Here is a 13,407-nt window from a genome sequence, read left to right as displayed (position 1 = left end):
GCTACAGGAGGTGGTCGGCCTTACCGGCCTTGACCTCCCGGATGAGGGTACGGAGGGCTTCGCGGGTGTCGGTGAGGTAGCGGTCCTCCTGCCCGGCGACGGCGATGTAGGCGTTGCCTTGGGGGTCGGTGCAGATGGCTCGGGCGTATTCGCCGAGTTGCATCGGGGGTATGCGGGGCTGGGGTGAAGATGGGGAGTTATTCCGGTTGCTCGGCAGCGTGGGTGCGGGCCTCGGCGGCTTCGGTGGGGGCGTTGGCGCGGGTGAAGGCGTCTGCGGCCTGGAGGTAGGCGGCGCGGGCTTTGGCGGGGCGGTGGGCGTCCTGATGGGCGAGGGCCAGGTTGTGGAGGGTCTGCCCTTCGCCGTGCCAGTCCTCGAACTCGCGGCAGATCTCCAGGTCCTTGCGGAACGCCTCGATTGCCTCTTCCACTCGGCCTGCCTGGCGTAGGGCGATGCCGAGGTTGTTCCAGGCCATGCCCTCGCCGTGGCGGTCCTCGAATTCCCGGCAGATCTCCAGGTCCTTGCGGAACGCCTCGATTGCCTCTTCCACTCGGCCTGCCTCCCGTAGGGCGATGCCGAGGTTGTTCCAGGCCATGCCCTCGCCGTGGCGGTCCTCGAATTCCCGGCAGATTTCCAGGTCCTCGCCGTGCGCCTCGATTGCCTCTTCCACTCGGCCCGCCTCGCGCAGGGCGATGCCGAGGTTGTTCCACGCCATGCCCTCGCCGTGGCGGTCGCCGACGGCCTGGAACGACGCGCGGGCCTGGGTGTGGGCGTCGATCGCCTCCTCCGTCCGGCCCGCCACCCGCAGGGCGAGGCCGAGGAGGTTCCACGCGCCGGCCTCGCCCGGGCCGCTCCGCGCAAGCTGCGCCGCCTCCCGCGCAGCCCCCGCGACGGCGATCCAGTCGTCGAGATACCGCCGCCACTCCAGGTACTCCCCCAGACACCAGGCCAGTCGCACCACCGCGCCCGCGAACCGCTCCTCCCGCCCCCACCCCACCGCAGCCACCAGACCCGCCCGCTCACCGTCCAGCCACGCCAACGCCTGCCCCCGGTCCCCGAACCGCTCCGGCACCGGCTTCCCCGGCAGCCACCGCAACCGGTCGTCAGCCGCATCCGCCCACCGCACATAGAAGTCCAGCACCCGCTCCCGCGCCGCCTCCCCCTCCTCCCGCAACCCCGCATCCCCCGCCACCACACCCGCCCCGAACACCCGCACCAAGTCATGCAACCGCCACCGCAGGGCGGAAGCCGTCCCGTTGCCGTTTCGCACCGGCGTGACGAGATGTCTGGCGGCCAGATCCTCCAGCAGGGACAGCACGGGCTCCGTGCCGAAGCCGACGAGAGCGGCGATCGCCTCCGTGCCGGTCTCCGCACCCGGCGCGAGGCAGAGCAGGCGCAGCAGCCGGGCCTGGTCGGGCGGTAACCGGCGATAGGAGGTCTCCAGAACGGGCCGCAGGACGAGTGAGCGTCCGTACAGGTCGGTTCCGGGGCTGCCGTGGTCGAGGACAGTGGTCGCGTCCCCGCTCTCCCTGATCTCCGCCACCAGAGAGGCGATGTCCCGGTGGCGGCGCCGACGCAGCATGCCCGCCGCGATCTGGAGGGCCAGGGGCAGATGACCGCAAAGATCGGCCAGTTCGCGGAGTGCCTCGGGTTCACGTGCCGGGCGGTCGTCCCGTTCGTCGGTGTCGTGCAGGGCACGGGTCACGAGGGCGACGGAGTCGTCCGGGGCAAGTGTTTCCAGGTCGATCAGGCGTACCGGAAGGGCGTCGGGACGGTCCCGGGACGTGATGAGCACCCGGTGGTGGTCCGTGCCGGGCAGCAGTGGCAGGTACTGGGACGGGTCCGAGGCGTTGTCCAGGATCAGCAGCATCCGGTCCCGTCGTTCGGTGAGGAGCGCGCGGTACGTGTCGTACTGGCGGTCCGCTGTCGGCGGCAGATCCCCGTCCCGTACGCCGAGTGCGTCGAGCAGGGCCAGCACCGCCTGATCGGCGGTGACCGGGTCGTCGTCGTACCCGCGCAGGTCCACGAAGAGGGTCCCGCCCGGGAACCAGCCCTTTCCACGGGCCTGATGCGCTGCCTCCACCGCCAGTGCGGTCTTGCCGATGCCGCCTATACCCGTGACGGCGAAGATGAGGAGCGGCAGCGCTGCCGTGTCGTCCTCGTTGGGGGAGAGGTGCGGGAGCAGGCGGTCCAGCTCCGCGGATCGGCCGGTGAAGCCCAGGGGACGGGGTGGGAGCGTGGCGGTCGCTCGTGGGACGGGGCCATGGACGGTTCCCCTACCGCTGCCCTCCACTCTGCTTGCCGGTGACGGGGCCGTGGAAGGTGGCGCCCCGGAAGTCGATGTGGTCTCCGCCGTACGAAGCTCCGCCGTCCCTGTCTCGATGGGGGCGCTCCTCGGAGTCGGAGGAGCCCTCCCGGGGCCCGTGCTTGTGCAGCACCGCCACCGTCACCGCTGCCGCCTGCTTGGCGGCGAGTTCCTGAGAACCCGCGGCGTCGGCGTCGCGCTTGCCTGCGTCGGCGCGGTCGCTGATGCCCCGGATCACCACGGCGTTCACCTGGCCGTTCAGGTGGGCCGCCTGGAGTGCGCCGGAGCCCTCCATCTCGATCGCGCCCGCGTCGTTGTAGCTCCCGCGGATGAACCGCGCGATCTCGGACTCGGAGTCCGCCAGGACGACATCGCCCGTGGCGATCGGCATGAAGTGCGCCCGAACGTCGGGCATGTCCCGCACGGCGGATCGGGCCGCCTGTTCGAGCGCGTGCGAGCCCGGCAGGGCCTTCGGGCGGACCAGGAAACCCTCCGGTGTCTGCTTGCCGCCGTGGATCTCGTACACCTGCGTGCCCACGACGACATCGCCGATCTCGACGTCGTCCTTCAGGCTGCCCGCGACGCCGACGAAGAGCACGGCTTCGGGGCGTCGCCAGTTGATGAGCTGTGTGGTGAGCGAGGCGGCCCGCTCGGCGCCCATGCCCAGTTCGGCGAGGGCAACGTGCCAGGCAGTACCCGGTAGCCGGCCCCACTCGATCCGGGTCCCGTCACGGTGCACCAACTCCTCCCGCTCCTCGACGTGCGCGCGGACGGCGGCGTATTCGAGAGGAAGTGCGGTCAGGACCAGAACTGTGGGCTGGGTGTCCGGCATAGTCATAAATTACCGCTGGGAGAAGGGGATCGCGTGCCGGAACAGGACGTCACAGTGGGGCAGTTGCTGCTCGCCGAGTACCAGAGCGTCAAGGACGAGCAGAAGGCGAGGATCGGGTTTCGGGACAATCTGCTGTACGTCACCCTCGCCGTCGTGGCCGCCGTCATCGCCGCCGCGGCCCAGGCGAAGCAGCCCTCGATGCTCCTTGCGCTGCCGCCGGTGTGCCTCGTCCTCGGCTGGACCTACCTCGTCAACGACGAGAAGATCTCGGCGATCGGGCGCTATGTCCGTGACGATCTGGGCCCCCGGTTGGCCGCGCTTGCCCCGAGCGGGGGCGGTTTCACGACGTTCGGGTGGGAGGCGTACCACCGGACCGACACCCGGCGCCGGTCCCGCAAGGCCGTGCAGGTGGTGATCGACCTGACGGCGTTCTGTGCGGTGCCGCTGGCCGCCCTGGTCGTGTTCTGGGCGAACGGTGATGCTGGCGGGCTGCTCGTCGCACTGTCGGTGCTTGAGGCGCTCGCCGTGACAGGGCTCGGTTCGCAGATCGTGTGGTACACGAGGGCGGCATGAACATCCGTTCCGGCACGGCATTACTGGCGGCCCTGGCCGAGGGCGCGGGCGGGGACGGCGGACTCCGGGCGGTGGAGGAGCTGGCGCGGGCGGTAGGGCTCGGGGCCGGCGCGTCCGCCCGGGACATCGCCGAGGCGGCGGAGGATCCGGCACGGCGGGACGCCGTACGGGAGTGGGGCGAGGCCGTGGCTGAGCTGCTCGCCGCCGATCCGCAGGGCCTCGCCGGTGCCGTCGCGCGGGCCATGGAGCGGTCCGCGCCGGGCAGCGGGACGTCCTGGTACGGCGGCGACCACCCGGACTTCCGGGGCGGGGTCTTTCTGCGCGAGGTGGTCGGCGTGCAGGTCGTGATCCAGCAGGGCGGGGCCGTAGTCCCGGAGGCGGTGGCCGGTCTGCCGCCGAGGCCCGGCGGGTTCACGGGGAGGGAGCGCGAGACCAGGGAGCTGCTGCGTGCGCTGGATCCGGCCGCGACGCAGTCGGAGGCGATCCTCGTCGCCGCCGTGTCCGGTCTCGGCGGCATCGGCAAGACCGCGCTCGCAGTCGAAACCGCGCACCTGGCCCGTGAATGGGGCTGGTTCCCCGGCGGGGTCCTCTTCATCGACCTGCACGGCTACGACCCGGAACCCGTCACCGCCGACCGGGCCCTTCAAGCCCTGCTGCGCGCCCTCGGCACCTCGCCGGAGCACATCCCCACCACGACGGACGAGCGGGCGGCGCTCTACCGCTCCACGCTGGCCACCCGGGCTCACGAGCACGGCCCGGTGCTGATCCTGGCCGACAACGCCTCCTCGCCGGACCAGGTACGGCCCCTCCTGCCGGGCGACTCCCGGCACCACGTTCTGGTCACGTCACGCGACCGACTGCCCCAACTGGGCGCCCGGCTCGTTCCCTTGGACCAGCTCAGCCCGAGGGAGGCGTACCAACTCCTCGACCGTGCCCTGCGGATCGCCGACCTGCACGACAGCCGGGTGGCCGACGACCCCGACACGGCCGAGCACCTCGCCGGTCTCTGCGGGCACCTCCCGCTGGCCCTACAGATCGCCGCCGCCCTGCTGGCGGAGGACCCGGACAAGCCGGTGACCGAACTCGTGGCGGAACTGGCCGAGTCTCGCGATCGGCTCGACCACCTCGACGACGGCGAGCGCAGCGTCCGCGCCGCCTTCGAGCTGTCCTACCGCCGCCTGCCGCCCGAGCACGCCCGGCTGCTGCGCCTGCTCGCTCTCGCACCGGGACCCGAGGTGAGTGACGAGGTCGTCGCCGCGTTGGTCGGCGCCGCGGAGCCGCCGGTCCGTGCTCAGCAGGCCCTGGCCCGTGCGCACCTCGTGGAGCGGGGGCGTGTGCGCGGGTGGTGGCGGTTGCACGACCTGGTGCGGGTGTTCGGAGTGGGTGTGGTGGCGGAGGATGCGGGGTTGCGGGAGGAGGGGGAGGCGGCGCGCGAGCGGGTGCTGGAGTTCTACTTGCGGTGGGCGGACGCGGCTGATGACCGGTTGCGGTGGCTGCCGGGGAGGGAGGAGCCGGAGCGGTTCGTGGACCGGGGGCAGGCGTTGGCGTGGCTGGACGCGGAGCGGCCCGGCCTGGTTGCGGCGGTGGGGTGGGGGCGGGAGAAGCGGTTCGCGGGCACGGCGGTGCTGCTGGCCGAGTGTCTGGGGGAGTACCTGGATTGGCGGCGGTATCTCGACGACGCGATGGCCGTTGCGGAAGCGGCCCGGGACGCCGCGCAACTCGCCGGCAAGCGGCTGGACGAGGCCAACGCGTGGAACAACCTCGGCGCCGCCCTGCGTAAGGCGGACCGGGCGGGTCAGGCGATTGACGCCCTCGTCCGGGCTCGTGACCTGTTCCAGGACGCCGGGGAGCGCCTCGGCGAGGCCATGGCCTGGAACAACCTCGGCCTCGCCTTGGGGCAGGCGGACCGGGCGGGTGAGGCGATTGACGCCCTCGTCCGGGCTCGTGACCTGTTCCAGGACGCCGGGGAGCGCCTCGGCGAGGCCATGGCACAGGACCACTTCGGCGTCGCCCTGCGGAGGGCGGGCCGGGCGGGTGAGGCGATTGACGTCCACAGGCGCGCCCGCGACCTGTTCCAGGACGCCGGGGACCGCCACGGCGAAGGCAGGGCGTGGCACAACCTCGGCGTCGCCTTGCAGACGGCGGGCCGGGTCGACGAGGCGGTGGAGGCGTACGGCAAAGATCTGGAGATCTGCCGGGAGTTCGAGGACTGGTATGGCGAGGGGCAGACACTCGGCAACCTGGCCCTCGCTCATGAGGACGCCCGTCGCCCCGCAGCGGCCCGCGCCGCCTGGCTCGAGGCCGTAGACGCGTTCACCCGCGCCAACGCCCCCGCCGAAGCTGCCCAGGCCCGCGCCTGGGCCGTCGAATCGGACACCCTCTCCCCTTAACGCCCCTTCTCCACCCCTCGAACCCACCGATAAACCAACTCCGGCCGCCCCACCTGCCCGTACACCGGCGCCCGCCCGGCCCGCCCCGCGTCCACCAGGTGTTCCAGATACCGCCGAGCCGTGATCCGGGAGATCCCCACCGCCTCGGCGACCCCCGCCGCCGTCAGCCCGTCCTCCGCCTCCCGCAGCGCCTCCGTCACCCGCTCCAGCGTCGGACCGCTCAGCCCCTTCGGCAGGGCGGCCGGGCTCGGGGCGCGCAGCGCGGCCAGTGCGCGGTCCACCTCCGCCTGACCGCTCGCCTCGCCCACCGCCGCGCGGAACTCGGCGTACCGCACCAGCCGGTCCCGGAGGGTCGCGAACGTGAACGGTTTCAGTACGTACTGCACGACCCCCAGCGACACCCCCTCGCGCACCACCGCGAGATCACGGGCCGACGTCACCGCGATCACGTCGGCGTGGTGGCCGGCCGCACGCAGTGAGCGGGCCAGTTGGAGTCCGTGCACATCGGGGAGGTGGAGGTCGAGGAGCAGCAGGTCGACGGGGGTGCGGTCCAGGGCCCGGCGGGCCTCCGCACCGGTGTGGGCCTTGCCGACCGCGACGAAGCCCGGCACCCGGCCGACGTACATCACATGGGCGTCGGCGGCGACCGGATCGTCCTCGACGACCAGCACTCTGATCGGCTGCCCGGTCATACGGCGCCTCCCGGGGTCTTCGCGACCGCATCCCCGGCGGCGGGGCCTTCCTCCCCGGAGGTTCCCCGCGCGGCGGGGATCCCCCCGCCGGTCCCCCGCAGCGGCAGCCGGGCCTCGAACACCGCGCCGCCCTCCTCCCCGGAGGCCACGGAGAGCGCCCCGCCGTGCCGCGCCACCGCCTGCCGCACCAGGGCGAGGCCGAGACCCCGCCCGCCGGGCCCGGACGGTTTCGTCGTGAAGCCGCGCTGGAAGACCGCCTCCGTGTGATCCGGGTCCACGCCGGGTCCTGTGTCGGAGACCCGCAGGATCAGTTCCGAGCCGTGCTCCTCGGTCAGGGCCGTCACCGTCACCCGCGGGCGCACCCCGCCCTGCGCCGCGTCCACGGCGTTGTCGATCAGGTTGCCGAGGATGGTGACCAGGTCGCGGGCGGGCAGGGTGTCCGGGAGCAGGCCGTCGTCCAGGCGGCTGTCGTCCGACACCACCAGCTCCACGCCCCGCTCGTTCGCCTGCGCCGTCTTGCCCAGCAGCAGTGCCGCCAGCACCGGCTCGCTCACCGCCGCCACCACCTGGTCGGTGAGCGCCTGCGCCAGCTCCAGCTCGGCGGTCGCGAAGTCCACCGCCTCCTCCGCCCGGCCCAGCTCGATCAGCGATACCACGGTGTGCAGCCGGTTCGCCGCCTCGTGCGCCTGCGACCGCAGCGCCTGGGTGAACCCGCGCTCCGAGTCCAGCTCGCCCATCAGCGACTGGAGCTCGGTCACGTCCCGCAGCGTCACCACCGAGCCGCGCCGCTGGCCGCCGGTGACCGGCGAGGTGTTCACCACCAGCACCCGGTCCGCCGTCAGGTGCACCTCGTCCACCCGGGGCTCCGAGGCGAGCAGCGCGCCCGTCAGCGGAGCCGGGAGGCCCAGCTCCGCGACCGATCTGCCCACCACGTCCTCCTTCTGGTCCACGCCCAGCAGCTCTCGGCCGCCGTCGTTGATCAGCGCCACCCTGTACTGCCCGTCCAGCATCAGCAGACCCTCGCGCACGGCGTGCAGCGCGGCCTGATGGTAGTCGTGCATATGGCTGAGCTCGGCCGCGTTCATGCCGTGGGTGTGCCGGCGCAGCCGGGCGTTGATGACGTACGTGCCGATCGCGCCGAGCGCGAGGGCGCCGGCGGCGACCGCGAGCAGCGCGGTCAGCTGCTCCTCGGCGCGCTGGCTGATCTCCTCGACCTTTATCCCGGCGCTGACCAGGCCGACGATCCGGTCGCCGTCCCGGATCGGGGTGACGGCCCGGACCGACGGGCCGAGGGTGCCGGTGTAGGTCTCGGTGAAGGTGCCGCCCCGGAGCGCGGGGCCCGTGTTGCCCTGGAACACCAGGCCGATCTGGTCCGGGTCGGGGTGGGTCCAGCGGATGCCCCGCGGATCCATGATCGTGACGAAGTCGACGTCGGTGTCCCGCACCACCGCCAGCGCGTACGGCTGGAGCCGCGACGAGGGATCGGAGGTGCGGATCGCGTTGCGCACGGAGGGGGAGTCGGCGACCGAGCGGGCCACGGCGGTCGCCTGGCGGCCTGCCGCCTGCTCGGCCTGGCTGCGGTTGCTGACGAAGGTGAACAGCGCGTACCCGGCCACGACGACCGCGATGAGCACGGCCTGCATGGCGAACAGCTGGCCCGCGAGGCTGCGGGGCCGGGGGAGGGGGATGCGCATTCAGCCAGTCTGCCTCCCGGTTCCTCGGTGAACTAAATGAACGGAAGGGTGACCGCGCTCACAGGCCGCGACATAGTCACCGCGTTCCCCGAAAACCCATCCCCCGGACGTGAGCCGCACGCCGGTGATGCCGACGACGTCGTCAAGGAGGGCCGCCGTGACCAGCACATCCGCTACGGCACCTGCCGAACCCAAGGCCAAGCGGGACCGCACGCACTATCTCTACATCGCGGTGATCATCGCGGTCGCCCTCGGTATCGCCGTCGGTCTGATCGCCCCCGACTTCGCGACCGAGCTGAAGCCGCTCGGCACCGGCTTCGTGAACCTGATCAAGATGATGATCTCGCCGATCATCTTCTGCACCATCGTGCTGGGCATCGGTTCCGTCCGGAAGGCCGCCAAGGTCGGCGCCGTCGGCGGTATCGCCCTGGTCTACTTCCTGGTGATGTCGGTGGTCGCGCTCGCCATCGGTCTGATCGTCGGCAACATCCTGGACCCGGGCACCGGCCTCGCGGTCACCGACGCCGTCAAGGAGACCGGTCAGGCGCAGGTCGACGCGGAGGCCAAGAGCACCGTCGACTTCCTGATGGGCATCATCCCGACGACGATCGTCTCCGCGTTCACCGCCGGCGAGGTCCTCCAGACCCTGCTGATCGCCCTGCTCTGCGGCTTCGCCCTCCAGGCCATGGGCTCCGCCGGGCAGCCCGTCCTGCGTGGCATCGAGCACATCCAGCGGCTGGTCTTCCGCGTCCTGGCGATGATCATGTGGGCGGCCCCGATCGGCGCCTTCGGTGCCATCGCCGCGGTCACCGGTTCGGCCGGCATCGACGCGCTCAAGAGCCTGGCCGTGCTGATGCTCGGCTTCTACGTCACCTGCGTCCTGTTCATCTTCCTGGTGCTGGGCACGATGCTGCGCGTCATCGCCGGCGTCAACGTCCTCTCGCTCTTTAAGTACCTGGGCCGTGAGTTCCTGCTGATCCTCTCCACCTCCTCGTCCGAGTCGGCGCTGCCGCGGCTCATCGCGAAGATGGAGCACCTGGGCGTCAGCAAGCCGGTGGTCGGCATCACCGTCCCGACCGGCTACTCCTTCAACCTCGACGGCACCATGATCTACATGACCATGGCCTCGCTGTTCATCGCCGACGCCATGGGTACGCCGATGTCGATCGGCGAGCAGATCCCGCTGCTGCTGTTCCTGCTGGTCGCCTCGAAGGGCGCGGCCGGTGTCTCCGGTGCCGGCCTCGCCACGCTGGCCGGTGGTCTCCAGTCGCACAAGCCCGCCCTGGTGGACGGCATCGGCCTCATCGTCGGTATCGACCGCTTCATGAGCGAGGCCCGCGCCCTCACCAACTTCGCGGGCAACGCCATCGCCACCGTCCTGATCGGCACCTGGACCAAGGAGATCGACCGGGACCGGGTGGACGAGGTCCTCGCCGGCAAGGCCCCCTTCGACGAGAAGACGCTCCTGGACGACCACGTCGCCGGCCCGGACGACTCCCACGCCGAGCAGGGCGGCGAGAAGGAGCTGGCCAAGGCCTGACGGCCGGCGCCGCACCCCACAGACCCGGGCGGCCGGGACACTCCCCCCGTAGCCCAGCCGCCCGGTGGCCGGAGGCCCGTCGCCCGTATCCGGGTCTCCCCAGCCGCCGAGCGGCCGGGCTCCACCCCCGTGAGCCCCGCCGCTCGGCTTCTTTCCGTTCCGGCCGCCCTTGCCTTGACGTCCGCGTCAAGGCTTACGTTCGTCCGTATGCGAATCGGCGAGCTGGCCGCACGTGCCGGGACCACCACGCGGACGCTGCGGTACTACGAATCGCGCGGGCTGCTGCCCGCGCGGCGGTCGGGCAACGGTTACCGGAGCTACGACGAGAGCGATCTGAAGCTGCTGCGGCAGATCCGTACGCTCCAGGACTTCGGGTTCGACCTGGAGGAGACCCGGCCGTTCGTGGAGTGCCTGCGGGCCGGTCATCCCGAGGGCGACTCGTGCCCCGCCTCGCTCCAGGTCTACCGGCGCAAGCTGGACGAGCTCGACGTCCTCATCGGCGAGCTGACGGCGGTGCGGGCGAAGGTCGGCGCCCAGTTGGCGCGGGCGGAGTCGGCACGGGACGGACTGGCCGCCGACGCGGCGGTTCCGGGCGGTCCGGAGCCGGTGTGCGAACTGGGAGGGGAGCTGCGGTGAGCGGAGTACCCGAAGTGACCGACGCGGACTTCAAGGAAGAGGTGATCGCCTCGGAGCTGCCGGTGCTGGTCGAGTTCACGGCCGACTGGTGTCCGCCGTGCCGGCAGATGGCGCCGGTGCTGCGCGCGCTGGCCGCCGAGGAGGAGGGCCGGCTGAAGGTCGTCCAGCTGAACGTGGACGCCAACCCCGATACGACCAACGCGTACAAGGTGCTGTCGATGCCGACCTTCATGGTGTTCCGCGACGGGGAGCCGCTGCGGTCGATGGTGGGGGCCAGACCCAAGCGGCGGCTCCTCGAGGAGCTGGCGGACGTGCTCTGACCTGCGGCTCGGACACGAGCCGGCACAAGAAAACCCCCGGGCAATTGCGCCCGGGGGTTTTCTTTGCGTATATTCATTGATTCGCGACTTCGGAATGAAAGAAGCCGCAATGAAGTTCAGTGACCACAGTATATCCGGGCGGGAGCGGAATTGTCAAACACCGAATTTCCGGACGATGAATTGCGGCAGGAACAGCAATTCGTCGACGGACTGTACGCACGCGTGGACACCCTGCGCGGCGACGCCGAGGTGTCCGTCACGGATGCGCTCGCCCAGGGCCACACCCCCAGGCAGGCCCGGCTGGAGCGGGACATCCTGGTCGCCGAGCGCTCCGGGCTGCTCGCCGCGCTGAACGCCGTGGACGGCTCCCTCTGCTTCGGCCGCATCGACCTCGCCTCCGGCGACACCCACCACATCGGCCGCATCGGCCTGCGCGCCGACGACGCCGAGCGCACGCCCGTCCTCATCGACTGGCGGGCCGACGTCGCCCGCCCGTTCTACCTGGCCACCGGCCACACCCCCATGGGCCTCAGGCGCCGCCGGCACATCTCCACCGAGGGCCGCCGGGTCACCGCCCTGCACGACGAGATCCTCGACCTCGGCGACGAGACCCGCACCGGCCACGAGGACCCGACCGGTGACGCCGTGCTGCTCGCCGCGCTGAACTCCGCGCGCACCGGCCGCATGGGCGACATCGTGCGCACCATCCAGGCCGACCAGGACCGCATCATCCGCGCCCCGCACCGGGGAGTGCTGGTCGTCGAGGGCGGCCCCGGCACCGGCAAGACCGCCGTCGCCCTGCACCGCGCCGCCTACCTCCTCTACGAGCACCGCGAGCTGCTGGCCCGCCGCGCCGTCCTGATCGTCGGCCCCAACCCGGCGTTCCTCGGCTACATCGGCCACGTGCTGCCCAGCCTCGGCGAGACCGGCGTCCTGCTGGCGACCGTCGGCGAACTGTTCCCCGGGGTGCGCACCACCCGCACGGACACCCCCGAGGCCGCCGCCGTCAAGGGCCGCGCGGAGATGGCCGACGTCCTCGCCGACGTCGTACGCGACCGGCAGGCACTGCCCGACCCGGTGATCGCGATCGAGCACGACCGCGAGATCCTCATGCTCGACGACGGCCTGGTGAACGTCGCCCGCGAACGCACCCGCGCCGCCAGGCTGCCGCACAACGTGGCACGGGAGCACTTCGAGGGCCACATCCTCAACGCGCTCACCGACATGGTCGCCGAGCGCATCGGCACCGATCCGTACGACGGCAGCAATCTGCTCGACCCCAGCGACATCACCCAGATCCGCGACGAGCTCGCAGACAACCCCGAGGTCTGGTCCGCCATCGACCAACTGTGGCCCCGGATCACCCCGCAGCGCCTGGTCGCCGACTTCCTCGCCGCACCCGAGGGCTACCTCCCCGACGAGGACGCCGCCGCGGTCCGCCGCCCCGTCACCCGGCACTGGACCGTCTCCGACGTGCCCCTGCTCGACGAGGCCGCCGAACTCCTCGGCGAGGACGACCGGCTCGAACGCGAGCGGGCCGAACGGGAGCGGCGCACGCAGATCGCCTACGCGCAGGGCGTGCTGGACGTCTCGTACGCCTCCCGCACCTTCGAGTTCGAGGACAAGGAGGACGACGACCCCGAATCCTCCGAGGTGCTGTCCGCGCACGACATCATCGACGCCGAACGCTTCGCCGAGCGGCACGAGGAGGACGACCACCGCAGCGCCGCCGAGCGGGCCGCCGCCGACCGTACCTGGGCGTTCGGGCACATCATCGTCGACGAGGCGCAGGAGCTCTCCCCGATGGCCTGGCGGCTGCTGATGCGGCGCAGCCCCACCCGTGCCATGACCCTGGTCGGCGACCCGGCCCAGACCTCGGAGGCGGGCGGCGTCGGCTCCTGGGCGGACATCCTCGAGCCCTACGTCGAGGACCGCTGGGAGCACACCCGGCTCGGCGTCAACTACCGCACCCCCGCCGAGATCATGGACGTGGCCGCCGCAGTGGTCCGCGCCGAGCACCCCGGCTTCGAACCGCCCGGCTCGGTCCGCTCCACGGGCGTACGCCCCTGGGCCCGCGCCACCGACGACCTGCCCGGCGCCGTCGCCAAGGCCGTCGCCGAACTCACCCCGGCCGAGGGCCGCCTCGCCGTCATCGCCCCGCGCGAACTGCACCGTGCCCTGGCCGCCCGGCTGGACGGGGTGACGGCGGGTGCCGAACCCGATCTGGCGCACGACGTCGTCCTGCTCGACCCGCGCCAGGCCAAGGGGCTGGAGTTCGACTCGGTCCTCGTGGTCGAGCCGGGCCGCTACGGAACCAGTGATCTGTATGTGGCGCTCACCCGAGCCACCCAGCGGCTCGGCGTCCTGCACACCGAGCCGCTGCCGGGGCCGCTGGCCGACGCCCTGGCGTAATCCGTACGCCCGGGG

At 71.9% G+C, this 13,407-nt stretch carries 11 protein-coding genes; 6 read left to right on the top strand and 5 right to left on the bottom strand.

Translation table 11 applies throughout. The annotated features are described in order from the left end of the window. Position 1: 1 nt before the first annotated feature. The 3 genes from ACZ470_RS16600 to ACZ470_RS16590 all read right to left on the bottom strand — a co-directional run bounded on the left by ACZ470_RS16600 (position 2) and on the right by ACZ470_RS16590 (position 3,141). Positions 2-163 carry a hypothetical protein gene (locus tag ACZ470_RS16600; protein ID WP_468427794.1) on the bottom strand — a complete coding sequence of 54 codons (162 nt, stop codon included), beginning with the start codon at positions 161-163 and terminating at the stop codon, positions 2-4. Positions 164-197: 34 nt separating this feature from the next. After that, positions 198-2,141 carry a tetratricopeptide repeat protein gene (locus tag ACZ470_RS16595; RefSeq protein ID WP_468428142.1) on the bottom strand — a complete coding sequence of 648 codons (1,944 nt, stop codon included), beginning with the start codon at positions 2,139-2,141 and terminating at the stop codon, positions 198-200. A gap of 133 nt (positions 2,142-2,274) precedes the next feature. Beyond that, positions 2,275-3,141 carry a 5'-methylthioadenosine/S-adenosylhomocysteine nucleosidase family protein gene (locus ACZ470_RS16590; protein ID WP_468427793.1) on the bottom strand — a complete coding sequence of 289 codons (867 nt, stop codon included), beginning with the start codon at positions 3,139-3,141 and terminating at the stop codon, positions 2,275-2,277. A 27-nt stretch (positions 3,142-3,168) separates the two neighbouring features. Between ACZ470_RS16590 and ACZ470_RS16585 the strand changes: the two genes are divergently transcribed. Beyond that, positions 3,169-3,708 carry a hypothetical protein gene (locus tag ACZ470_RS16585; RefSeq protein WP_468427791.1) on the top strand — a complete coding sequence of 180 codons (540 nt, stop codon included), beginning with the start codon at positions 3,169-3,171 and terminating at the stop codon, positions 3,706-3,708. Continuing rightward, the gene (locus ACZ470_RS16580; protein WP_468427790.1) at positions 3,705-6,098 is read left to right on the top strand and encodes a tetratricopeptide repeat protein; all 2,394 of its coding nucleotides are present in this window, start codon (positions 3,705-3,707) and stop codon (positions 6,096-6,098) included. Before ACZ470_RS16585 ends, ACZ470_RS16580 begins: the two co-directional genes overlap by 4 nt. Here ACZ470_RS16580 and ACZ470_RS16575 read toward each other — a convergent pair. Both ACZ470_RS16575 and ACZ470_RS16570 read right to left on the bottom strand, forming a co-directional pair. Then, positions 6,095-6,790 (bottom strand): response regulator, encoded by a 696-nt coding sequence (locus tag ACZ470_RS16575; RefSeq protein WP_468427788.1) that lies wholly within the window; start codon positions 6,788-6,790, stop codon positions 6,095-6,097. The two genes, ACZ470_RS16580 and ACZ470_RS16575, sit on opposite strands and share 4 nt — an antisense overlap. Next, entirely contained in the window at positions 6,787-8,484 is a 1,698-nt protein-coding gene (locus ACZ470_RS16570; RefSeq protein ID WP_468427786.1) for a sensor histidine kinase, read from the bottom strand. The genes ACZ470_RS16575 and ACZ470_RS16570 overlap by 4 nt, the downstream gene beginning before the upstream one ends. Before the next feature lie 157 nt (positions 8,485-8,641). Between ACZ470_RS16570 and ACZ470_RS16565 the strand changes: the two genes are divergently transcribed. The 4 genes from ACZ470_RS16565 to ACZ470_RS16550 all read left to right on the top strand — a co-directional run bounded on the left by ACZ470_RS16565 (position 8,642) and on the right by ACZ470_RS16550 (position 13,392). Further along, positions 8,642-10,024: a cation:dicarboxylate symporter family transporter gene (locus tag ACZ470_RS16565; protein ID WP_468427784.1), complete on the top strand. Its 1,383-nt coding sequence runs from the start codon at positions 8,642-8,644 to the stop codon at positions 10,022-10,024. Positions 10,025-10,231: 207 nt separating this feature from the next. Beyond that, positions 10,232-10,660 carry a MerR family transcriptional regulator gene (locus ACZ470_RS16560; protein ID WP_468427782.1) on the top strand — a complete coding sequence of 143 codons (429 nt, stop codon included), beginning with the start codon at positions 10,232-10,234 and terminating at the stop codon, positions 10,658-10,660. After that, complete coding sequence (trxA, locus tag ACZ470_RS16555; protein ID WP_468427780.1) at positions 10,657-10,980, top strand: thioredoxin; 324 nt, start codon at positions 10,657-10,659, stop codon at positions 10,978-10,980. Before ACZ470_RS16560 ends, trxA begins: the two co-directional genes overlap by 4 nt. Positions 10,981-11,160: 180 nt before the next feature. Further along, a complete protein-coding gene (locus tag ACZ470_RS16550) occupies positions 11,161-13,392 on the top strand; it encodes a HelD family protein (RefSeq protein WP_468428140.1) in 2,232 nt (743 codons plus the stop codon). The last annotated feature ends 15 nt before the right edge of the window (positions 13,393-13,407 follow it).

This window comes from Streptomyces sp. NPDC031111 (assembly GCF_055570675.1).
The sequence above is the reverse complement of the archived record's forward strand: the minus strand, read 5'-3'. Positions and strand labels throughout refer to the sequence as shown.

What these genes read in the sequence shown, in the direction of transcription:
- ACZ470_RS16560 (WP_468427782.1), top strand. Translation starts at nt 10,232, where the DNA reads ATGCGAATCGGCGAGCTGGCCGCACGTGCCGGGACCACCACGCGGACG.
- ACZ470_RS16570 (WP_468427786.1), bottom strand. Translation starts at nt 8,484, where the DNA reads ATGCGCATCCCCCTCCCCCGGCCCCGCAGCCTCGCGGGCCAGCTGTTC.
- ACZ470_RS16580 (WP_468427790.1), top strand. Translation starts at nt 3,705, where the DNA reads ATGAACATCCGTTCCGGCACGGCATTACTGGCGGCCCTGGCCGAGGGC.
- ACZ470_RS16590 (WP_468427793.1), bottom strand. Translation starts at nt 3,141, where the DNA reads ATGACTATGCCGGACACCCAGCCCACAGTTCTGGTCCTGACCGCACTT.
- ACZ470_RS16575 (WP_468427788.1), bottom strand. Translation starts at nt 6,790, where the DNA reads ATGACCGGGCAGCCGATCAGAGTGCTGGTCGTCGAGGACGATCCGGTC.
- ACZ470_RS16600 (WP_468427794.1), bottom strand. Translation starts at nt 163, where the DNA reads ATGCAACTCGGCGAATACGCCCGAGCCATCTGCACCGACCCCCAAGGC.